The organism is Streptococcus sp. 339 (assembly GCF_013277285.1).
GTDB classification, from domain to species: Bacteria; Bacillota; Bacilli; order Lactobacillales; family Streptococcaceae; genus Streptococcus; species Streptococcus pseudopneumoniae.
The window spans coordinates 17,558-41,073 of the sequence record NZ_VMMR01000053.1; the positions used below are offsets into that span (position 1 = coordinate 17,558).

A 23,516-nucleotide genomic window follows, 5' to 3' on the forward strand; every position below is an offset into this window, starting at 1 on the left:
ATTTTCATTGAGTATTACTAGCTTTTTTCGTATTAGTCCGGCCTTTTTGTTTGCTTTTAGTAGTAGGCAAGGAGCTGTAGATAGAACTCAAGTTCATCAAAGCGACTTAAGGCCCTAATAAAAGATAAACAAAATGACGGATAGAAAAAAGCCCACACACGGAATCTACTTCCATGTGAGGGCGTTGGTAACGCGGTGCCACCTCAATTATAAAGGAACTATCTCCTTTACATCTCTGCCTTGTCTAACAACAAGCTGCACTGTAAGGTGTGCGCACCGAATTTTCATTGTTTCAAATTCATTTTCAAAATCAGCCCACTTTCACTACTTCCAACCACCTATTCACAACCACCACAGGCTCCCTGAAGATCAAAAATAGTTACTTTTCTGATTTGTTGAACTTATTTTAATACTTTGTTTTTTCTTTGTCAAGACTTTTTTACGATTTTTTTGAAAATATCATTCGAATGTGACCATGTCTTCCTTAGATCGAACATGAACATGTCCCACTTGTTAGAAATTGGATCCAACTCAATAGAAACTGAATGGAGGCTAAACAGAACTTATTTTAGAACACTCCATCTTTTCCACTAGGATTTTCAAGAATTAAACAATACTAGAAACTCTGTCTCCTAACAAATTTAGGAGAAACTTCAACAGATGTGACACTTTCCCCTTTAATAATTGCTAAAACACCTTCTATCATTTCTTTAGCCAATTTAACATAATTGGGAGCAATTGTAGACAAAGCTGGAGTATAATACTGAGAAATAGGAATATTATCAAATCCAATGATAGAAATATCATCTGGAATAAGAATTCCTTTCTCATAGCACGCACGAATCAAGCCCTGAACCTTTTCATCTCCTGAAACAAAAATAATGTCCGGATAATTTTGGGTAGTCAAGTGCTGCATTGCATAAGAATAAACTGAATCAATTGTAGATAAGCCATAAATGACTTTTAAATCCATAAAGTAATTTTTATCATTCAAAAAAGAACGCACACCTCTTTCACGATCCTTATTAACATGGGATTCTCCCCCCATAAGCAACCACATATTTTTAAATTTTTCTTCAGTTACAGCTTTCATCATATCATAAGTAGCTTGAAAATTATTATTAGATACATAGACTACTCCAGACGTTTGAGATTCACCGAAAACAAGAAAAGGCATATGGTTCTTCTTTAAAAACTGAATTCTGATATCATCTACACTTTCATAAAAAACAATAACACCATCTACTAGGCTACCTGTGCTTGATATAATTGAATTACTAATTGTATCCTCCTCTCCAAAATACTCAACTATAGCATTAACACCAAATTCTTTACACGTCCGTAACACTTTATCTAACAGCGTATGAAACCAAATTAAAGGAAAAGAGTCGATTTTTTTTACAGAAATCAATATATTTATAGCTTCTTTTTTAGTTAAATTTTTTGCATACGCATTTGGAATATACGACAATTCCTCTATAACTTTTTGAATCGCTTGATAAGTTTCTTCTTTAACATTTACTCCACCATTAATAACTCGTGAAACTGTTTTTGGAGAAAAACCTGATAAACGTGCAATATCATAAATAGTTACCTTTTTCCCATTTATATTTTTCATTTCAGTCCTCCATTACGAACATTCTAATATTACTATACAATATTTAATTTTTTTTAACAAGAGAATTTAGTAAATTATTTAAGATCCACAAATTCACAAAATTAATTTTACAAATATTCTTCCCCTTCAAAAAAGTTTAAATTGCATTTCACACCTTTATTTTTAAGAATGTTTCCAACTTCACGACAAATAAATTCATATGAGAAAAAACTACCATAAAATTGTAGATTAACTTTTTCAGTAAAATGTGTAGGATTTATAAAAACATATAATAGCCTGTCAATGTAACATTTTAACATAGGGTTAATTTTTTCTTTAAAGATAACATTTGTTATCAACTCATCAGGAGGTAAATGAAAGGCAAACACCATTTCACAAATATCATAAAAAGAAATAAATTTGTATACTTGTATCAAACAATTATTATCAAAATATTCTATTTTACCTAAATCAAAATTGATTTTATAATCTTTCATAAAAACCTCTGAGCAAAAATCTACTCAAAAATTAGATGATTAAAACATCTAAAAAACAAAAGGACAAAAACATCTGTCCCTTTGTTTACTAAATTTCAGCTAATTTCCTCAACATAAATCACACCAACAATATTAGCAATTTCTTCCATTAGTTTAAGGTGCTCAAATCTACCTGATAATTCCAGAGTAATAAATGACGCGATTTTTTTGTCTGGAACATCAAAGTATTCAATTCTGTCAGAATTAACATCTCCAAATGCAGTTCTAGAATCAGTCATTCTAATGCCATTTTCTGCACAATAAACCAATACACGATTATAGGCTTCTGTAGATTTAACCACTATATACAATTCAATCATTTTAGAACGATTTCGTAGATATTTTTTTAGTGGTTGGAACATGGATATCACACCCCAAACAGAAATGGCTACTAAAAGAGCTCCCTCATAAAAACCTACTCCAATAGCTAATCCAATTCCAGCTGAAGCCCATATTCCGGCTGCAGTTGTTAAACCAGTTATTTTCTTTTTATCTGTAATAAGTATTGTTCCAGCCCCAAGAAAACCAACACCTGATATAACCTGCGCACCTAAGCGTGTAGGATCTCCTGTACCAAATTTATAAGATACGTATTCATTCGTCATCATAATTAAACATGCAGCCAGACAAACAATACTATGTGTACGAATACCTGCTGGTTGAGATTTACTTCCTCTCTCTAAACCAATTACACCACCAATAACTACTGATAAAACAATCCTGACAACTATTTCAATATGTGATAACCCAAGACTAATGGCTGTCATGATTATTTCCTTACTTTACGCCCCGGTCTTTGTGTGAAGTATAATACAGTTCCAGAAACAATCATCAGAACAATTGTATAAACAAATACCAGAGCTTGTGCATTAGATGTTGCTGTTTCATCACCTGCAGATCGAATCGTAATACCTAATGGTTGAGCTAGGGGATGGTAAAGGAATACAGATAAGTCGAAGTCAGTTAATAAAGAGTTAAAGTTTAAAGCAATAACAGAGAGAACAACCGGTAAAATAAATGGAATGATAACCTTCATCATAGTATAAAAAGGTGAAGCACCCATACTTCTTGCTGCATCTTCCATCTCATCATCAACACTAAATAAAATAGCACGTACCATTCTATAAGAAAATGGGATTTTTACAACTATATATGCAATAAGTAGAATTACCAAACTACCTACCAAAATCTGATTCAAGACAAGAAATTGTGGCTGATTAAAAGTAAATAATAAACTTACTGCTAAAAGTGTACTTGGTAGTAACCAAGGAAGTAGAGCACCATATTCAAATAAGAAATCAAAACGAGATTTATGTTTTCTGACAACACGAGCAAATACAACTGCGAGAATTGTTGCTGTTGTCGCAGCAATAATAGAATAAATAAAGCTGACCAAGAATGGAGAGAATGCCGCACTATTACTAAAGAATAAGCGATAATTTTCTAAAGTAAAGTTTGATAATGTTAAGTTACCTGTTTGAATTGCAACTGGATCTGTAAATGAGTATAATACTATAAAAATTAGTGGAAGCATGAAAACTGTGAACAATCCATATGCTACAATGTGAGCAATGATATTCCAAGGCTTAGACGCAATTTTTTGTTTTTTAAGAGGCGCTTTAGTCTTAGAGATAGAAATATAATTTCCACCTTTTTCTATCTTATTCATGATAGTAAGCAAAATTGTAGTTGCAATACCTAAAATAATTGCAAGTAAGGCAGCTAAATCACGAGAATTCCCCATCCCTGCAAATGTAATAATCATTGGATTTATAGTTTGAAATTCTTTACCACCAACAATCATGGGTGCTGCTACTGCAGATAAACCACTAAGAAAAACCATAATAGTAAGTGCAAATAGAGTTGGAATTAAGGTTGGTAACACTACTTTTCGGAAAACAGTAAATGGTTTTGCTCCCATATTTCGAGCAGCCTCAATAGTGTGATAGTCAACGCTTCGAATTGTATTTGTTAAAAACAATGTATGATTAGCCGTTCCTGAAAATGTCATAATGAATAAGACTGCACCATACCCAATAAACCAGTTAGGGTCTAAAGAAGGGATAATATTTTGTAAAAATTTTGTAATCAATCCATATGGACCATAGACAAATTTATATCCAGTCGCTAAAACCACTCCTCCATAAATTAAAGAAGTCATATAACCTAATTTTAAAATTTTAGCACCTTTAATATCAAAGTACTCTGTAAATAGAACACAAAGAATACCTACGATATTAACTGTAATAATGAGTGAAAATGCTAACTTAAAACTGTTCATAATACTCTGAAGTGCTCTCTGAGATTTTAGAACACGATGTACAGCATCAAGGGAAAATTGTCCTCCTTTTACAAATACATTCACTACTAGATCAAAGTTTGGATAAATAATAAATGTTACTAAGAACCAGATTAACCCTAAACGAATAAGCCAATCTTTTAAATTTAATTTATGACGCATACTGCACCTCCTTAAAATTGCAGAACGTCTGATGGTGTGATAAATAATTCCACACTTTCTCCGACAGATCTAATAGCAGCCTGACTATCAATACTTGTTACATTAAGAATCTGACTTTCAGAAACTTTTATTGTATAGTGAATTGTAACTCCAGAAAACTCAACATCAATAATTGTCCCTTTTAGAATAAAATCTTGTTCAGTTTCACGATTGAATCGAACTTTCTCTAATCGAATGTATCCTTTTTTATCCTCTAAGAAAACGCTTGTATTTTTCAATAATACTTCGTGGACTGTTTCATCGGTCAAAACATTAATATCTCCAATAAAATCACATACAAATTCAGTTTGAGAATTATGATAAATTTCTACTGGTGTACCGACCTGTTCGATGTATCCATTGTTAAAGACTGCAATTCTATCAGATAAAGTCAAGGCTTCCTCTTGATCATGAGTAACATATAAAGTAGTAATACCTAACTCTTTTTGAAGTCTTTTCAACTCTTTTCTCAAATCTACACGTAATTTTGCGTCAAGGTTTGACAATGGTTCATCTAGACAAAGAATTTTAGGTTCAAGAACCAGAGCACGAGCCAATGCTACCCTTTGTTGTTGACCCCCAGATAATTCTGATACATTACGCTGTAACTGTTGATCAGAGATCTTAATTTTTGCTGCTACTGCTGATACTTTAGCTTTAATAACATCTGGAGCTACCTTCTTAACTTTTAAACCAAATGCAATATTATCAAAAACAGTCATAGTTGGAAATAGCGCATAAGATTGAAATACAATACCAATTCCACGCTTTTCAGGTTCCAAATGAGTGACATTTGTTCCATTAACTTCAATACTTCCTGATGATGGATCTAGAAAACCTACCAATGCTCTCAAAGTAGTTGATTTACCACATCCTGAAGGTCCAAGAAATGTAAAGAATTCCCCTTCATGTATATCTAAATTTAGATTATCAATTGCAACAAAATCACCATATTTAATTTGAATATTATCAAATTTAATCATCTCACTAACTCCCTCTATTACTAAACCAAAAGCCTCTCTTTATTTCTTCCATAAATTTAGAAATAATAGAGAGACTTGGACATAAAAAATAACTCTTATTTCTTATTTTACGTATTCTAATTCAGCTTTTTCTACCCATTCATCCAAATGCTTTCCAACAGCTTCCCAGTCAATATTTTGTGGTTTCACTTGATCAACAAATTTTTTCGTATCTTCAGGTAACTCTTTTAGGGCATCTTTATTGGCAGGAATAGATCCAAATTTTTTACTATATTCTACTTGAATTTCTGTTTGACCAAACCAATCAATAAATTCTTTAGCTAACGCTTGTTTTTTACTAGTGCTTAAAACCATAGTTTGTTCAGTTACAAATGGTACACCAATCTCAGGAGTCATAACTTTGAATTCAACATTTTGTTCTTTTTGTCCGATTAACGCTCCAGAACCCCAGATCATACCGTATTGAATTGGGCTTTCTTTATCTAACGCTTTAACAACTGAGCTTTCACCTTTTTGAAGAGTATAGGCATTTGCAAAGTATTCTTTTGCAACTTCCCAGCCCTTTTCCGATACTCCTAAATCACCTTTTTCATCAAGATAACGAACTAAGATACTTGCTAGAATTGCCCGTCCTGTACCACCTTGAAGACCATAAATTGAATATTTACCTTTATACTTACTACCTAATTCAGTCCAATCTTTAGGCATTTCTTTTACATCAGGCGCCCCAATTAAAACTAATGGTTGAACAATCACAGGATTATAATAATTATCTTTATCTGATAAAGATTGATCAATCTTATCTAACCATTTAGGCTTGTACTGTACTAGTAATTTTTGATCTCTAATTTTATTTGAATCAACAGCACCAATTCCAAATACCATATCTGCAACTGCATTATTCTTCTCAGCAATAACACGGTCTGCTAATTGAGCGCCAGCGATATCAACCATTTTTATATTAAAACCAGCTTCTTTTGCTTTAGCAGTTAACCAATCACCACGACCATTTGAGACTGAGTTCGAATAGATTACTAATTCTTGACTTTTATCAGCTTTTTCTTCAGATGAAGAAGCAGTCGTAGAATTTGAACCTCCAGAGCAAGCAGCAAGTGTAGTAAGAGCAACTCCCGTTGCAAGTACAGTAGACCAAACTTTCATTTTTTTCATGATAAGTTCTCCTTTTTTATTATTTTATTTAAATTTTTCGTGATATGGAACAAATTGTCTCATATCTTCAAATACAGTATAGTCAATACGGTTTACAGTAATAGTTGAAATCTTCTCTAATAAAATTTCAGTTAATTCTGCTCTGACTTTAGTAAACTCTTCTTCCTCCTCTTCAGTTAGAGGAATCCGAAGATACCCAATTGAAATATGGAATTGATATCTATCATGATTAGGGAAACAAACACCTGCTTTTTCTGAGACATAAGTACGAATTTCTTCTAATCTCTTTGCAGAAGCTTCATCTGCAGGTTCAACTAGTATGTTTTGTTTTCCCATTTCAGTTATACGCATATGAATTTCTTCATCCAACAATGGAAAAATTTCAAGTTGTTTAGCAAAGTAATCATGTATTTCCTGTAAAGGTGTATCTAGAGGAAGATTACTGCTCCAAAACTCCGTTTCACGATTTTCATGGCACAACAATTCAATTACAGTCATGTGAATAGAATTCCTTGGAGTTAAAGTAAACTTATCGATAAATGGTAATTCTCTATAACGTGATTGAATAATATCAACAACTTCCATCAAATCTTGTTTAGTATAAAGATTTGCTACAACTGTATTCCCAGGGAAATGATTAAATTCCCCATTCTCTTTGAACTTAATTTTTGTTAAGTTTTTCATATAAAGACCTTCTTTTTTATATTTGACATCGGTGTCAACGTATTTACATTATACAATGAAACCGTTTCCTTTGTCAAGCGCTGTCAAACTTTTTTTTAATTTATCTTTCATTAAATATGCATTTCATTAAAATGTTAAGTAATTTTTTCAAAATACAGCACTCATATAGACAGTATCATCAATTATAGCCATTGGGATTTTTTGATTGCCAATTCCATGTATCTCTACACATGTCTTCAATCGATTTTGTTGTCCTCCAATTTAATTCCTTATATGCTTTGTCTGCATTTGCATAACAAGTTGCAACGTCTCCTGAACGTCTTGGAACTATTTTATAAGGAATAGGGATCTTATTAACACTTTCAAATGTATTTACAAGTTGTAATACACTAGTGCCTTCTCCCGAGCCTAGGTTATAGATATAAACATCTGTTTTTTCAGATACTTTTTCTAAAGCTTTTATATGTCCTATTGCTAAATCTACTACATGGATATAATCACGCACACCAGTACCATCAAGCGTATCATAATCATTTCCGAACACACTTAGCTCTGACAGCTTACCTACCGCTACTTGTGCAATATAAGGCATCAAGTTGTTAGGAATTCCTGAGGGATCTTCCCCAATAAGCCCAGACTCATGAGCACCAATTGGATTGAAATAACGAAGCAACGCAATACTCCATTCTGAATCTGCCACATGAACATCTTTTAAAATTTGCTCAAGCATCACTTTCGTATACCCATAAGGATTTGTCGCACTTGTTTGCATCGTCTCAATTAGAGGTGACTGATTGTTAATTCCATATACAGTCGCACTTGAAGAAAAGACAATCTTTTTAACATTAAATTCTGACATCACTTCAACAAGTGCCAATGTACTCATAATATTATTTTTGTAGTACATCACAGGCTTTTGCACGGATTCTCCGACAGCTTTATAACCTGCAAAATGAATTGCAGCATCAATCGATTCTTGTTCAAATACCTTTCTCAATGCTTGTTTATCACAAACATCTAATTCGTAAAACACAGGACGTATTCCTGTAATTGCTTCAATACGGTCTAGCACCAAGATGCTAGAATTCGAAAGGTTGTCGACAATGATAACTTCCTTTCCTAAATTTAGTAATTCTACTACGGTATGGCTACCAATATAACCAGCTCCGCCTGTTACCAATATTGCCATTTGGGTTTCCTCCTAATTAATTCCAACCGACTTAACAAATCTCATAAACGCTTCATGTCCAGATGAAGTATTCTTATAAACACCTGCATCTTCTAGGACTCTCGCAAATGCTTGTCCTACTTCGTGTTGAACTACGCTATTAACCTCTTCTTTTTTAATGTTAGGATATTTTTCTTTCAATTGGTCGGCCCATTCTAAATGATAATCCGCAATTGCGTTTTCCTCTCCTAAAAGATATTTTCCAACTTCTTCTAACTCTGGTTTCAAACGAGGTGGTAATATCGCAAGTCCCATCACTTCGATTAATCCGATATTTTCCTTTTTAATATGTTGTACATCTTGATGAGGATGGAAAACACCATCTGGGTATTGTTCAGTAGTATGATTATCTCTTAGAACAATATCTAATTCATATCTCCCATCCACTTTACGAGCAATAGGAGTCACCGTATGGTGTGGGACATCTTCAGTCATAGCAATGATGTCTACTTCTAAATCTGAATATTCTCTCCACTTATTTAGAATTTTAGTAGCTAAATCTAACAAGCGATTTTTATTTTCACTTTGTAACCTAATTACTGACATTGGCCATTTTACAATACCAGCATTAATATCCTCAAAGTCTTTAAAACGAAATTCACTCTCAAATTTTGCTTTTTCCATTGGGAAAATATGTTTCCCTCCCTGATAGTGGTTATGACTAAGAATGGAGCCTCCTGAGATAGGAAGATCAGAATTTGAACCAGCAAAATATCCTGGCAAAATATCAACAATCTCCAATAATTGTTCAAATGTTTTAGAGGTAATAGCCATTGGTACATGTTGACTATTCAAAAATATTGCATGCTCATTAAAGTATGAGTAGGGAGAATACTGGAATCCCCATACTTCGTCACCAAGTTTCAACCGAATAATTCTATGATTCGAACGTGCTGGATAATTTATTCGCCCCTGATATCCTTCATTTTCCATACATAGTAAACATTTGGGATAATTAGTTGCTTTTACTAATTTTTCAGCAGCAATTGTTTTTGGATCTTTTTCGGGTTTTGACAAATTTATCGTAATCTCTAGCTCTCCATATTTAGTTGATGCTCTAAACTCAATATTCTTAGCAATAGCAGAAGTTTTAATATAATCACTATCTTTACTTAACTTATAAAATTCTTCAACTGCTTCTTGAGGTGATATATCATATGAACTCCAAAAAATATCATTTAATCGACTAGGTAAAGGAACTATGAAATTCATTAACTCTGCTCCTAAACATTCCTTTTCCTCAATTAAATCTTTAATTTTACCGTTTTTTAAGGCGATTTCCACTAAGCAATCTTTTATTTGTTTCAGGTCATTTTCATCGGAAATACGATCAGTTCCCTCCTCACCTATTAACGCTAGTACTCTATTTTTCACATATATTTTGTCAATTTCATTATACATTCCGTATTCAATTACTCTATCAACAAAATTATCAATAATTGTTTTCATATATTTTTCTTTCTAATTTATGTTCCCATATTTTCTATACATTATCCATTTATAAATTGCTTGCGTAGTATGAGCAATTTTATCAAGGTGATGAATAATATCTAAAGCACCAATTACTTCAGAAACGTTCCCATCATCTTCAAATATGTAATTCATTATTTTCTTTTCAATATTTATACTAAGCTCTTCTATCTCATTCTGTTTTTGTATAACAACCATATCTAAACATCCAGATTGTTCCTCTCTATAACAAGATATAGCCCTATTCATATGCAGTCCGATAACTTCATGAAGTATTTTTATTTCTGAAATAATTTTCTTCAAATTTTCATTATTTTGAATAATCTGTAGATTTTTTAAAATTTCAACAATTCTATCCCCAATACGTTCAATGTCAGTTGATATTTTTATTACACTAATAATTCTTCTTAAGTCATATGAAACAGGATGTTGTAAACAAATTAACTCAAATCCTTTTTTATCAATATTTAGAACTGACTCATTTATGATTAAATCTTCTTTAATCAATTCTACTCGTTCTTCATTTGATAAATATTCAAATAACTTCTCGTATTTATCAAGCACAGATACCCAAATAGTCTCTAAATTATTTGATAATTCTATAATTTCATTTTCTAAATATAACCTTAACATTTAGGTACCTCTTCTTAACAAAGTTCAATAGTAACAATTAATATTTTAAACAATATATCAAACATCAATAACTAGAATACTTGCATCATCCTTCTTTCCATAGATTGGATCAATAGCAGAAGAATTAAATCTCATCTTAATTAACTCTTCAAAAGTCTTATTTTGATTATTTTGATAGAATTCATAAAAGCCATCGCTCATTAAAACAATTTGTTCACTAGTAACATCTATTTGATTAATAATAGCATGGTCTAAAAATCTCTCATCCAACGAACCTATCCAGTACCCACTCGGTTGATTAGATAATTTTCTGATTTTTTGTAAAATAATTTTTTTATTTAAAGCACTATTTGTACCAATTGAATCTTTTATCTCATTTTTTCCTTTTTCAAATAAGTTATCTACTCTATGATCAGTTATTTCCATTTCGTTTACTAACATGACGCAGTCACCTAGCATCATATACTCCAACTTTTTTTCTGAAAGTTTAGCAAATATAAAAGCAAATGTTGGTAAGCGATAATACTCTGTTAATTCATATGAGTTTAAACCGATTTCATCTTTAACCTCTAGTAAAGCAGTTTCAAATATTTGTTTAAGAGTTTTTGATTCTTTACAATTAACCGACAAACTTTCTGATAAAATATGTACAACTTCTGAGACTGAATAACCTATCTCCTCTTTAGAATTATATAAATCTGTAGCTCCATCGATAATCCAAAAATACTGATTTTGTGAACCTACAGTATCCTCATTTTCTACAGAACTTCCTTGTATCGAACAAATTTTATTTATCTTTACCATAATACTTCAACCCTTTTAGTGTCAAAAGTAAACCAATTCCTGTCACTGTTAAGAATAGTTCCATAATCTTGTTCGAACCAGTCTTTGGTAATTTTTGTTTTACATCTACTATTTCTTTAGATTTATTAATATGATTTTCAGTTTCTCTGCCATCTCCAACTATTTTATAGTTTACTTCTTCTGTCTTATTATCTTGTTTATTGTCGATCTTGTCATTCATTTGTCTATTATCTTTACTTGAGTTAAACTCTCCGTTCTTCTGGTTACTATCAATTACATTATTTGAATTAGATTGTTTTTCCTCTTTGTTTTTTTCTTTTTCGTTTTTATCACTTAAATTATTTGTTACAATTTTGTAAAGCCCATTCTCCGTTACAATATTGAAATTACCATCGCTATCACGTATAACAGGTTCTTTCTCATTTGCATTAGATTTGATGAATGATATATACTTACCGGATAAATTATAAAATTGGTTATTTAAAACGGTTATTTTACCCTTTGAATCCTCAATAACAATTCCTTCTTTACCACCGAATATACTATTCTCTGAGACTACTAAATTATCACTAACTCGTAATAATTCAATATTTGGTTGTTCTGTTTCCTTAGAATTATTATTAATTACATTTTTTGTTACAGTAATATCTGATACTTTTCCTAAATATTCTGCACTATCTTTTGCAACTCGTATCGCTTTTGTTTTAGGATCGGCAATATTAAATATATTTTCGGCGATAACCACCTGTTTATTTAAATCTAATAGGTCTTTAGTGTTTTTATAGCTATAAGCATTTACTAAAGCTGCTCCGCTTTCTCGATAATGTACACTCTCTCCTTTAACTTTCTTATCAAAGCGATTTCCTTTGATTAATACATCAGTGAATCCTGTAAAACGTACACCTGCATACATCATGTTATCAAAATGATTATTTAAAATTTTAATATTAGAGGGGTTCTGTGTCGACAATGTTTGATAGTGTGTGCCAATTGCTGTTACTAATTCCCCAGATTTATCACTTTTGCCAAAATAGGAATTTTGAATAGTCACATTTTCAGATTTTTTCCCATCATCATTCAAGGCATAAGGAAAACCTTTTCTAGTTAATGGTTCAATCTGAATGCTCTCCTTACTTATGATTTGCCCATCCTTCATCGTTTTGGGTAAGGCTTGCCCAAGAAAACGAGAATTATCAACTAATACATTTTTCGAACCTGCAATTTGAATAGCATGCCCTTGATAACTATCCTTGAATGTTACATTTTTTATAGTTACGTTATTTGAATTCCCAATAGCAAATGCACCTGAAGAATTTATAAGTGGTAGATTTTTTGCTTTAGTTCCTTCTTCATTCAAAGCACCGTTCATATCAATAGTACCGCCAGAATAACTAATATCTTCTGTTGGGCCCCATTCTACTTGCGCACCATCATCCGTAAATAAACCTGTCATAAAAACAATAGAAGGGTGATTCTTAATATTTATACCATTTAGAATGGTAGCTTTCTCATTCAATTCTAAGTGTGTATGACTTTTTAAAAAAACAATTTCTTTTACTAAATAAGTTCCTTCCGGAAAATATACATTTCCTCCACCTAGCCCTTGAGCTGCAGCATCTATTGCATCTTGAATTGCTTGACGATCATCATTAACCCCGTCACCTATTGCTCCATAATCTTTAACATTTAAAGCAGTATCTTCAAATTCTTTTTTGATAATTCTGTCACTTATAACATCTTCCTTATAACTCTTATTTTCATTAGTAGATGTTACTGTAGATTCAACTGTTCTGTTGTCTAATTGTGAATTAGAACGAATAGTACCATTAGAGCTGATACTATTAACACTTAACGAATTATCTAAACCATTAGTGGTTGAATTAGAGGCAATCATTTCAGCAGAACGATTCTGATTAACAGTTGGTGAATTATCTAAATCATTAGTAATTGCATTAGAAGACTCTTTTGTAGCCATCGGTGAAGAACTAGTAACAACTTCATCCGATAAAATACCTTGGCTTCCCAAAATTGAAATTGCCAATAGTACCAAGCAAGTCCCCACCTTTAATTTACGAATACTGAATACCTCATTAGGAACAAAATATTTCATCAGAACCTCCAATTTTTTTACTATTTTTTAACAATTGATTATTACTTTTCTTAAAATAGATAGAATGACACCGCTGTCATTATCTTTATCATATATTTTCCAAATTGAATTGTCAAGGAATAACACAAGAAAATATTAAAATTTATACTCTTCGGAAATCTCTTCAAACTAGGTCAGTGCCGCCTTGCCCTAAGTCTAGGTTACTGACTTGGTCAGTTCTATAGTAGACTGAAACTATAATAGTACACCTCTACTTCTAAAACATTGTTAGAAATCGATTTGACTGTCCCGATCGATTTGTCCTATTCTTATTTCCTTTTACTATATCTACAACCTCAAAGCAGGGTTTTGAGCTATCTATGGCCAACTTCCTAGTTTGCTCTTTAGCCTTCCATTCAAAAGTGATGCTATCTTTCTTAGCTTGAATATAAAATATCCCATTTACTATATTTAAATTTATTGATATGTTGTAAATTATAAATGAAAGAACAAATACCTTGTCATACAAGCATTCGCCAGGGATATTTACCTGAATATCGCTCATATGGCGGATTGAAACTAAAACACTACAATATATTTCTTAAATAGACCTTCTATAAAAGCTAGATTTAACCTCGATAAAAATAGATGCAGTGCTTCTAAAATACTGGAATAGGGCATATAGGTAATCGTAGACAAGTGTTTTATAGATTGTCTCGCAGGAGATCTAATGATGTATAGCAAGCATCACTAAACATATAGAATATCTGTATTATTATAATATCAACATGCTATAAATTCTATCATGCAAAAGAATGACTAGAACATGAAAGACAGGCACAAAACTTTGAACAATATTCTGAAAACAAAAAAAAGACGCGAGTTTCCACAATCTCACTCATGGAAACTCACGTCTTTCAAAAAATAGGGTGAATTGAAAACTAGAACAAGACACTAGATTTTCTAAATGATGTCTAGTAAGGATTCTAAATGCTACACCAAATTGCTCACATCTTATTTCAAACCACGGGACTCCCACAAGAAAGGAAAATCCTATAAAAATTCTCTCTCTGAGGAGAAAGGGGCCTCAACTACAGGTGTAAACTATTATCAATTGAAAACAACAGTTTTTACACTCAATTAGACTTTTTAGGGACAGTATTACTTTCGCTTGTCTGTAGTTTGTCATTTTTTTGATGCAGCTAGTACTTTTTCAGAAACTGTTTTGAAAGTCTCAATGATATAGTCCACTTCTTCATTGCTTAATTTAGTGTGAAGAGGAAGCGTAATTTCATTTTCAAAGAAGGCATAGGCCTTAGGATAGTTCGCCATATCAAAGCCAAGATTCTTATAGGCTGTCAAGAGCGGAAGTGGTTTGTAGTGGACGTTACTTGCAATTCCTGCTTTAGCTAATTCTTGGATGATGAGGTTGCGTTCTTCTAAGCTTGCTCCTTCTACATGGGTGATGTAGAGGTGGCGTGAAGATTCGACAGTATCAGTCTTGTGTGCCAATGGATGGATGCGAGAACCTGCAAAACCACGATCATAGCGATCCACGATATCCTTACGACGGCCAAGCAAACTTGGGTAACGGTCTAATTGTACCAAACCAAGCGAAGCCATGATATCTGTCATATTGCACTTGTAGGCTGGTGTAACGATATCGTATTCCCATGACCCCAGTTGCATCTTGGCAAGGGCATCCTTAGTTTGACCATGAAGCGACAGAATCTGGAATTCCTTGTACATCTCTTCGTCATCAATCGCTGGATTGGCCTTCCAAGTCGCACTTCCACCCTCCGAAGTTGTAAAGTTCTTAACGGCGTGGAATGAGAAGGAAGTAAAGTCCGCGATAGAACCAGAAGGTTGTCCTTTATAAGTAGATCCCAAAGCGTGGGCACTATCAGAGACAATGACAATACGGTTAAAGGCTTTTTGCCACTTGCTTGACGCAGTAAAGAGATCACATTTTTTCTCCACAACTTGGAACAAACGGTCATAGTCGCAAACAATCCCTGCAAGTTCTACTGGGATAATCACCTTAGTTTTCTCAGTGATGGCTTGCTCCAGCAGATCATAGTCCATCTCAAACGTATCTGCTTGGATATCCACCATGACAGGGGTTGCTCCCACGTGCGTGATGACACTACATGAAGCTGTGTAAGTCATGGCTGGAACGATGACTTCATCACCAGGCCCCACTTCCAAAACACGCAAAATCAACTCAAGAGCGGCAGTCGCAGAGTTGAGGCAGACAGTCTTAGGCGTCTGTGTGTATTGAGACAAGCGACGCTCTAGTTCTTTTGTCTTAGGACCTGTTGTAATCCAACCAGAACGAAGAGTATCCGCTACTTCAGCAATTTCTGCTTCTGTAATATCGGGAGGTGAAAATGGAATATTGTAATTTGGCATTGATTTGCTCCTTTTATCTGTACTCATTTTCTTATGACTACTTTATTTTAGCACTTCAAACACGGTTTGAAACATGATTTTGATGTCTCCAAGAAAACTAAATTCTCGGAGATAGTCGAGGTTATAGCGCATCTTTTCAGGAAGGACGTGTTCAACGTAGGCTTGGTCAACTGATAGACCTTTCTCCGTCATTTGACTGATGATGGTGTCCTCATCCTTGTAGTTGATGCTGGCTGGAGAGGTAATCCCTGCTGGCAAGAGCAAGGTCGCCATCATTTCAGGGCTATACTGCTCTGTGTAACGTGGCACTTCAGGTCGCGTACCAACAAAAGACATTTCGCCTTTCAGGACATTGACCAACTGAGGCAGTTCGTCCAAACGGACACGTCGGATGAAATTTCCAACCTTGGTAATACGGCTATCGTTAGCAGAAGTCACTAGACTTCCTTTTTTATCCGCATCCGTCACCATGGTACGGAACTTCCAAATCTTGAACCGACGGTTGTACTGGGTCACACGCTCTTGCTTGTAAATCACTGGCCCCTTACTATCCAACTTGATCCAAATGCTCAAGATGAGAAAGATGGGAGAGGTCAGAACCAGTAAGCCCAAGGCCAAAACCCAGTCCAAGCAACGCTTGAAAATCAGCGAACCCTTCCTTTTAGAGACAAGCTGGTAGTAAGACTCAACCTCGCTTGATTTCATTTCCACAGGCAAGTCTTCCCATTTCAGCATGCTGTTCTCCTTTGTTTTTATTATACTATTTGTCAACATTTTTCATTATACCACAAAATGGAAAAGGCGGTGAAAGAAATCTGTAATTTGAAGGATTTCCTTCTTTTACTCAATGAAAATCAAAGAGTGTTAGGACATGGCCCCTGCCTGCAAGCTATACATCTTGTGATAGGTTCCTCCCAAGGCCAAGAGTTCTTCATGAGTTCCACTCTCGATAATGCGCCCCTTGTCCAAAACATAGATGCAGTTGGCGTCTTGAATAGTAGAAAGGCGGTGAGCGATAGCAATAGTTGTTCGGCCCTGTCTCATCTTCGCCAGAGAAGCTTGAACCAAGCTTTCTGTTTCAGAGTCAATATTGGCTGTCGCTTCATCCAAAATCAGGATTTTAGGCTGGCTGGCGACTGTTCTAGCAAAGGCAAGAAGCTGGCGCTGCCCAGTAGAAAAGCTCGAACCACGCTCGGAAACAGGGGAATCATAACCCTGAGGAAGTTCTTGAATAAAGGAATCTGCATCCACGAAGGCTGCTGCAGCCCGGACCTGCTCATCACTGATTTCTTGGTACATGGCGATATTGGACTTAATGGTTCCATGATAGAGGAAGGGCTCCTGCAAGACTAGACCGATATTTTTTCTCAGTTCTTCCTGACTGTAGTCCCTGATATCCACACCATCCAAGAGAACTCGCCCTGACTGGAATTCATAAAAGCGCATGAGGACATTGATAATAGACGATTTCCCTGAACCTGTATGCCCCACAAAGGCAATGGTTTCACCCTTGTTAACGGAGAAGGAAATATCATCCAGAATCGGATGTTTGCCATCATAAGAAAAACACACATGTTCAAAACGAATATTGCCTTCTTCAACCTCAACCTGACTATTTTCTTGAAGAGGCTCATAGGTTGCCTCGTCAATCAAGGCAAAGACACGGCCTGCAGACACCATAGACGTTTGCAGGGTTGAAAAGTTTTGCGTTACTTCAATCAGAGGATCAAAGAGACGATTGATGTACTGGATAAAAGCATACATAGTCCCGACCGTTATCCCGATAGAAAGACCACGGTAGCCAAAATAGGCCATTAAGACAGTATAACCTAGGAGTTTCAACAAACTCATAGCAGGGCGCAACAAGAGGGCATCAAAGGCTACAGAGCGGTTGGCATAGACCAAGTGTTCTTGGTTAATCTCATCAAATTCTGCCTGCTGGCGCTTTTCTTGATTAAAGACCTGGATAATCCTAATTCCTTCGATATTTTCTGCCAGCTTACTATTGATATCTGACAAGAGACTTCTGGTTTTCTCGATAATCTTGACTGATTTTTTACGATAGAGATTGACCAAAAGGAAAATCAAAGGGAGAAAGAGCAGGACTAATGCTGTCAAACGAAAATCCAACACCAACATGGTATAAAGGGTTGTCAGAAAGATAAAAATTGCTGAGATAAAACTGGATAAAATCCCCGAAAACATATCACTGATTGTCTCGGTATCATTAGTCAAACGAGAGACGATGGAGCCTGCTGGCGTCTTGTCAAAATAAGACATGCCTAGCTTCTCCATATTGGCAAAGGCATCGCGACGAATATCCCTCACAATACTGTAAGACACCCGTACAAAGAGAAGATTTCCGACATACTGAACCAGAGTTTGCAGGATATAGAGACCATAGTAAGCCAGCAACACTGTCACAGCGAGTTGATTGAGATTGCTGAGATACTGGTCGATAAAGTGGGAAGCCACAAGGGGAATGACACTTTTAATGACCGTAGTCGCTAGGAGAAAGCTGAGTGCCAAAAAGGTCAGAAGACCATAAGGCTTGAGATAAGATATCAAGCGCTTCAATACAGCCCATTGTTCTTGTTTATTCTGCATCTTCTTCTCCTTTCATTTCTAACTGCTGAGACTGGTAGGTTTGGGCATACCAGCCATCCATCGCTAGCAAGTCTTCGTGCCTGCCTCGTTCGATGATTTGACCATTTTGCAGAACTAAAATCAAATCTGCATGGACAACTGCACTGAGGCGATGAGCCGTAATAATGGTTGTCTTGTCCTTTCGCGTCTCCTTAAGGTTGTCGATAATCGCATACTCTGTCTTGGCATCCACGGCCGACAAAGAATCATCCAAAATCAAGATATCAGGGTCTAAAATCATAGCCCGACTCATAGCCAGCCGCTGCTTTTGCCCACCAGAAAGACTGACTCCCTTTTCACCAATCAACGTATCAAATCCCTGTGACATGGCTACAATGTCTTGGTAAACTTGAGCTAGCTTAGTCGCTTCCTCGACCGCTGAAATGGGCAAGTTAGGATTGCCAAAGCGAATATTGTCTAAAATCGAAGTCGCAAAGAGGAACTGGTCCTGAGGGACGTAGCCCATAAGACTACGAAGCTCTGTCAAACGATAATCGCGAATATCGTGACCATTTAGATAAATAGCTCCCTTATCCACATCGTACTCACGCAAGAGGAGTTTAATCAAGGATGTTTTCCCAGAGCCTGTCTGCCCAACCAAGCCCAGAGTTTGCCCTTTTTCCAAACTAAAGTGAATATCCATTAGCGTTTCCTCGTTTTCAAAAGCAAAGTTATCAATAGCATACTCCAAGCGCCCGTTTTCAATACCATCCAGAGGAAACTCGGAGTCTTTTACAGATGATTCCTGAGACAAAAGATTCTCAATCCGCTGGTAAGAAACCTTTCCTCGCTGAGTGATATTAAAGAGGAAACCAATAGCCATGAGAGGCCAGACCATCATATCCAAATAACTAATAAAAGTGACCAAATTTCCAACTGTAATCTGCCCCTCCCGAACCATCAAAGAGCCGACTAAGAGTGTTAAAACATAGGATAATCCAACAAACAAGAAAACCATTGGGTCAAAGAGTCTATCGTATTTCATGGTTTGGAGATTCTTTTGGAAGGTTAATTCATTGACTGCCTGAAAGGACTCCAGCTCATCTGCCTGATAACCAAAAGACTTGGTCACTTTGATACCTGATACAGACTCCTGAACCTTGTTATTGAGTTCAGAAAAGGCATCCTGTGACTCTCCAAAGACCTTATGAGTCTTTCTTCCCAAACGACTGGTCGCATATGCCATAAAAGGCAGGGGTAAAATTGCAACTAGAGTCATCTGCCAGGAAATGCTAAAGAGCATGGTCAGCAAAGTCACTAAAGCTGTAATAGAGGCATCCACCGCAGATATAACACCACCACCTGCAAGACTCGTCAAAGAATTGATATCATTGGTTGCGTGTGCCATCAAGTCCCCCGTCCGATAGGTTTGATAAAAGGCTGGAGACATCTTTGTAAAATGCTCAAACAAGCGAGACCTCATAATCTGCCCCAGACGGTAGGATGTCCCAAGAATATACATACGCCAAACATAGCGCAGATAGTACATACCAAAGGCCGCAAGAAGCAAGTAAAATAGGTAAATAAGTAGTTCATTCTGAATTAATTGCCCCGATGTGATAGCATCAATGATCCGCCCCATGACCATTGGGGGAATGAGGTTAAGGACAGAAACCAAGACCAAGGCCACAATTCCGACTAGATAACGGCGTTTTTCTAGCTTAAAAAACCACCAGAGTTTTTGAATAATGGACATAAAATTCCTTTCTAGTTCCAAATGGAAACCTGAGACTCCGACCCCAGGTTTTTCTTATTCATAGGTTACAACTGTAACGTCACCTTTGTCATACTCAGCGATAAAGATATTGGCTACATTGTCATGCCCTTGTTTGCCGAGATTATCAATCAACCACTCTTCGCTACAGCCAAGCGATTCCAAGACTTCTACTTGGATAACACCATCAGTCACAATTAGATACTTAGGATTTTCATCTCCCATTTGGACCACGATGAGTTGGTCATTTTGCTCCTGCACAGCTCGTTCAACTTGCTTCATCTGGAAAATCCCTTGGCTACGAAGTTTGAGGGTTACATCCACCCCAAACAAATCAACCGAACGACAGGCTTCTAGGTCAATCTTCTCATGTTTGATGAGGAGAGTTGGCTTACCATCAATCAAACATTTCACAAAACGAATATTATGAAGCCACTTGAGGGTCAAAACCAAAATAGTCCACATCAGTAAAATCACCTCGTACTGCAAAATGCTGATAGAACTATTGTAAATCACCCCACCAATGATAGCACAGAGAACATAATTCTGAATTTAATCTGTCGCAGAGTTAGGTGCTAAGTTCCCCTTTCCTGTCACATTGATAACAAAACAAGTGAGAAGAGCCCCAAGGCCAGTTCGATTACAATTTCCATACAGTTGAGTGTCACTTGTTTACCTTCACCAATTCAATAACGTCTGTTTGATGCAATTCTAATTTCTTTAAAAGATACTTGTCTAATTCGCTCCCGTTCATAGCACGATAGACATTTGAACCTACCTTGACAAGCGCTCCATCAGTGGCAGCTGAAGTATTGACGTAAACTTCTGATTTATCCACTCCCAAGTCTTTGGAAACAACCTCTATGAAATGAAGGGAGGTTTGAAATTGATTGTTAGAGGTTTGATTGGTCTGGTATTTTGAAATTGTCACCAAAAGCATGGCTACTAAGGTCAGGGCCAAAATCATGACCAATTCCCGAAACTTAGTCCCCTTTTTATCACGATAAGCCTTAAAAGCAAAAAATCCTGTGATAGCTAGGAGCACAATCCCAAAGCCAATCATGATTCCATTTTGCTGACTGATTTGGCTAAGCACATAGTCATATGAGTAAAATTTCATTTATTTTCACTCCTTTTCATAAAATCATTCTTCATTATAAACGAAAGAGGGTGATTTTTCAAACCATACGTTGGGGAAATAGACTTATCAGACCAACTTCTCTAACTAATGACTCAAATACCTGTTTCAAGATTCTAATTTTGATAATTGATAAGAATAGACACTAGGAATTATCACTACAAAGAAAAGTGTCAAGAAGAATACCCAGTAAACATATAGTTGCACAAAGGAATTTAGAAACAATAACAATCCTCCTAACACCCAAATTTTTCCAGCTAATCGATGTGTTTTTCTCCAGTTTTTATCACTCTCCAAGGTCCACGGAAGTCGAATACCGATTATATAATTTCGGTGTGTTTTTGGTAGATAATTTCCAATTACGATCATCACGACTCCCATAAAAATCTGAGCTAGTAGCCCACTCATCATGGAATAACCCAAAGATTCTCCGAAGATAGAAATCATTAATAGACAAGATACAAAAGGAATAATCCAGTAAATCAAAACTTGTATTTTTGAACTGATATTGCTAGATTTAGGGTCCTTAATCATTAAAAATAGAAGCAACCAATGCATCAAAAGCATGAGAGTAGGTAATCCAAAGATAGCAGACATTTTATGATTGTAGCCATCTGCTTGACCCAGTAGATTAAAATGAGTGGGTATCTCCTCTGGTAATTGATTCCAGAAAACACAACCTACAAGGGAAGGTAGTAGGATGAGAATACTCGTAAATAATACCAATTTCTTATTGATTTTTATCTTCATCAAAATGATCTCCTTTCAGGTCTGCTAGCCAAACCATTATATCCTCTAAAATCGATGTATTTAACTCATAATAAATAAAGTTTTTTTCTTTCATTTCATGAATCAAATCCGCTGCTTTCAAAATCGTGAGATGGTGTGAAATAGTTGCACCTGTCAACTCGAATTGACTGGCAATTTCTCCTGCAGATAATCTGCCTGCTTTGAGTAAATTTAAAATCTCTCTCCTAACTGGATGAGATAAGGCTTTAAAACTATTTGCAAAACTCATAATGACTCCTTTCCCTTTGTAATATTAGTAGGGCTAGGAATAAGCAAGGTAGAACTGATAGCATTCCAGTCGGTGATGGGCCTAAAATCAAGAGGCTTGAAACTTTTTCTCCTGGTAATTGGAAGAGTAACCCAAGACCTGCAGTTGCATTGATTGCCCCATGAAATAGTGCTGAAGTCCAGATAGAACCTGTCTTTTCCAACAACCAGCTTAACAATATTCCTAGGCTAAAACAAGATAGAAACATAGCAACAACTCCCAAAACGGGATAAGCAAAATAAGTAAGGCCATAATTATATCCTTGTAAATTGATTGGTAAATGCCATAGACTCCAAATGAGAGCAAGTAAGACATGAGTCTGGACTAGTGAAAAGCGTTCTCTTAGCACTGGGTAAAGATAGCCCCGCCAACCAATTTCCTCCCCTAATGCAAAGAAACTATTAAGAAAAGGAGCGTAGGTCAAACTAGCTAGGATTTGAATCAAGACCAAGGAAGATAAGGGAATGGTTGATTGAGAGACACCTTTTTCTTGTAAGATGGCTTGAATAGATTCAAAACCAAGGCTGAAATTACTAGGGAATACAAGAAAATAAAGTCCCGCTCCTAAAAAACTGATGACTGCTGGTAACCAGATAGCTAGTAAGTAAAAGCGCCAGTTCCTCTTGAGATTCACGACTAATTTAGATTTGATTCCACTAGATTGATTCGTGATTTTCCCTAAAATAAAGACTGCAAGTGCAGGCATCCACATGGCTACAATACTAGCAAGCTGACTCCATGGAGAATTTAGACCAACACCACTTAGCCATAGTGTCAACCATATTATCCAAGCAAGGGCATAAGCCAAGACTACAAAAAGAAGGATTGTTCTCTTATTTGACATATTTGTACACT

General features: G+C 35.6%; 20 protein-coding genes, 1 pseudogene and 1 other annotated feature. All 21 genes and pseudogenes read right to left on the reverse strand.

The genetic code is table 11. The annotated features are described in order from the left end of the window. Nucleotides 1–174: 174 nt before the first annotated feature. Nucleotides 175–405 (reverse strand) — a binding site (T-box leader). Nucleotides 406–616: 211 nt separating this feature from the next. After that, nucleotides 617–1,618, reverse strand: coding sequence for a LacI family DNA-binding transcriptional regulator (locus HT736_RS07070; RefSeq protein ID WP_172930874.1), 1,002 nt, complete (start codon nt 1,616–1,618; stop codon nt 617–619). A 107-nt stretch (nt 1,619–1,725) separates the two neighbouring features. Then, nucleotides 1,726–2,094 carry a hypothetical protein gene (locus HT736_RS07075; protein WP_050235276.1) on the reverse strand — a complete coding sequence of 123 codons (369 nt, stop codon included), beginning with the start codon at nt 2,092–2,094 and terminating at the stop codon, nt 1,726–1,728. 95 nt (nt 2,095–2,189) lie between these two features. After that, nucleotides 2,190–2,900, reverse strand: a complete 711-nt coding sequence (locus tag HT736_RS07080) for an MgtC/SapB family protein (protein WP_172930875.1) — start codon at nt 2,898–2,900, stop codon at nt 2,190–2,192. A 2-nt stretch (nt 2,901–2,902) separates the two neighbouring features. Continuing rightward, a complete protein-coding gene (locus HT736_RS07085; protein WP_172930876.1) occupies nt 2,903–4,594 on the reverse strand; it encodes an iron ABC transporter permease in 1,692 nt (563 codons plus the stop codon). Between the two features lie 11 nt (nt 4,595–4,605). Further along, complete coding sequence (locus HT736_RS07090; protein WP_138706291.1) at nt 4,606–5,616, reverse strand: ABC transporter ATP-binding protein; 1,011 nt, start codon at nt 5,614–5,616, stop codon at nt 4,606–4,608. A 102-nt stretch (nt 5,617–5,718) separates the two neighbouring features. Then, nucleotides 5,719–6,786, reverse strand: coding sequence for an extracellular solute-binding protein (locus HT736_RS07095; RefSeq protein ID WP_023941553.1), 1,068 nt, complete (start codon nt 6,784–6,786; stop codon nt 5,719–5,721). Between the two features lie 24 nt (nt 6,787–6,810). Next, nucleotides 6,811–7,470: a DUF1868 domain-containing protein gene (locus HT736_RS07100; RefSeq protein ID WP_172930877.1), complete on the reverse strand. Its 660-nt coding sequence runs from the start codon at nt 7,468–7,470 to the stop codon at nt 6,811–6,813. 178 nt (nt 7,471–7,648) lie between these two features. Continuing rightward, entirely contained in the window at nt 7,649–8,659 is a 1,011-nt protein-coding gene (galE, locus tag HT736_RS07105) for a UDP-glucose 4-epimerase GalE (RefSeq protein ID WP_000996560.1), read from the reverse strand. Nucleotides 8,660–8,671: 12 nt separating this feature from the next. Next, nucleotides 8,672–10,147, reverse strand: a complete 1,476-nt coding sequence (galT, locus tag HT736_RS07110) for a UDP-glucose--hexose-1-phosphate uridylyltransferase (protein ID WP_172922061.1) — start codon at nt 10,145–10,147, stop codon at nt 8,672–8,674. A gap of 12 nt (nt 10,148–10,159) precedes the next feature. Then, entirely contained in the window at nt 10,160–10,801 is a 642-nt protein-coding gene (locus HT736_RS07115) for a phosphate uptake regulator PhoU (protein ID WP_084675175.1), read from the reverse strand. Between the two features lie 57 nt (nt 10,802–10,858). After that, a complete protein-coding gene (locus tag HT736_RS07120; protein ID WP_084675176.1) occupies nt 10,859–11,605 on the reverse strand; it encodes a protein phosphatase 2C domain-containing protein in 747 nt (248 codons plus the stop codon). Continuing rightward, complete coding sequence (pfbA, locus tag HT736_RS07125) at nt 11,589–13,715, reverse strand: multi-ligand-binding adhesin PfbA (RefSeq protein ID WP_172930878.1); 2,127 nt, start codon at nt 13,713–13,715, stop codon at nt 11,589–11,591. Before pfbA ends, HT736_RS07120 begins: the two co-directional genes overlap by 17 nt. Before the next feature lie 1,164 nt (nt 13,716–14,879). Next, the gene (locus tag HT736_RS07130; protein WP_172930879.1) at nt 14,880–16,106 is read right to left on the reverse strand and encodes a DegT/DnrJ/EryC1/StrS aminotransferase family protein; all 1,227 of its coding nucleotides are present in this window, start codon (nt 16,104–16,106) and stop codon (nt 14,880–14,882) included. 42 nt (nt 16,107–16,148) lie between these two features. Continuing rightward, nucleotides 16,149–16,841, reverse strand: coding sequence for a sugar transferase (locus HT736_RS07135; protein WP_172930880.1), 693 nt, complete (start codon nt 16,839–16,841; stop codon nt 16,149–16,151). Between the two features lie 129 nt (nt 16,842–16,970). Next, complete coding sequence (locus HT736_RS07140; RefSeq protein WP_172930881.1) at nt 16,971–18,713, reverse strand: ABC transporter ATP-binding protein; 1,743 nt, start codon at nt 18,711–18,713, stop codon at nt 16,971–16,973. After that, entirely contained in the window at nt 18,703–20,448 is a 1,746-nt protein-coding gene (locus tag HT736_RS07145; protein WP_172930882.1) for an ABC transporter transmembrane domain-containing protein, read from the reverse strand. Before HT736_RS07145 ends, HT736_RS07140 begins: the two co-directional genes overlap by 11 nt. 54 nt (nt 20,449–20,502) lie before the next feature. Then, nucleotides 20,503–21,134, reverse strand: a pseudogene (locus tag HT736_RS07150) (DUF421 domain-containing protein). After that, nucleotides 21,131–21,586: a DUF3290 family protein gene (locus HT736_RS07155; protein WP_172929916.1), complete on the reverse strand. Its 456-nt coding sequence runs from the start codon at nt 21,584–21,586 to the stop codon at nt 21,131–21,133. The pseudogene HT736_RS07150 and the gene HT736_RS07155 overlap by 4 nt, the downstream one beginning before the upstream one ends. 126 nt (nt 21,587–21,712) lie before the next feature. After that, nucleotides 21,713–22,354, reverse strand: coding sequence for an SdpI family protein (locus HT736_RS07160; protein ID WP_172929917.1), 642 nt, complete (start codon nt 22,352–22,354; stop codon nt 21,713–21,715). Next, on the reverse strand, nt 22,335–22,622 hold the full coding sequence (locus HT736_RS07165) for an autorepressor SdpR family transcription factor (RefSeq protein WP_172929918.1): 288 nt from the start codon (nt 22,620–22,622) through the stop codon (nt 22,335–22,337). The genes HT736_RS07160 and HT736_RS07165 overlap by 20 nt, the downstream gene beginning before the upstream one ends. Continuing rightward, the gene (locus tag HT736_RS07170) at nt 22,606–23,505 is read right to left on the reverse strand and encodes a type II CAAX endopeptidase family protein (protein WP_172929919.1); all 900 of its coding nucleotides are present in this window, start codon (nt 23,503–23,505) and stop codon (nt 22,606–22,608) included. Before HT736_RS07170 ends, HT736_RS07165 begins: the two co-directional genes overlap by 17 nt. Nucleotides 23,506–23,516: the final 11 nt, after the last annotated feature.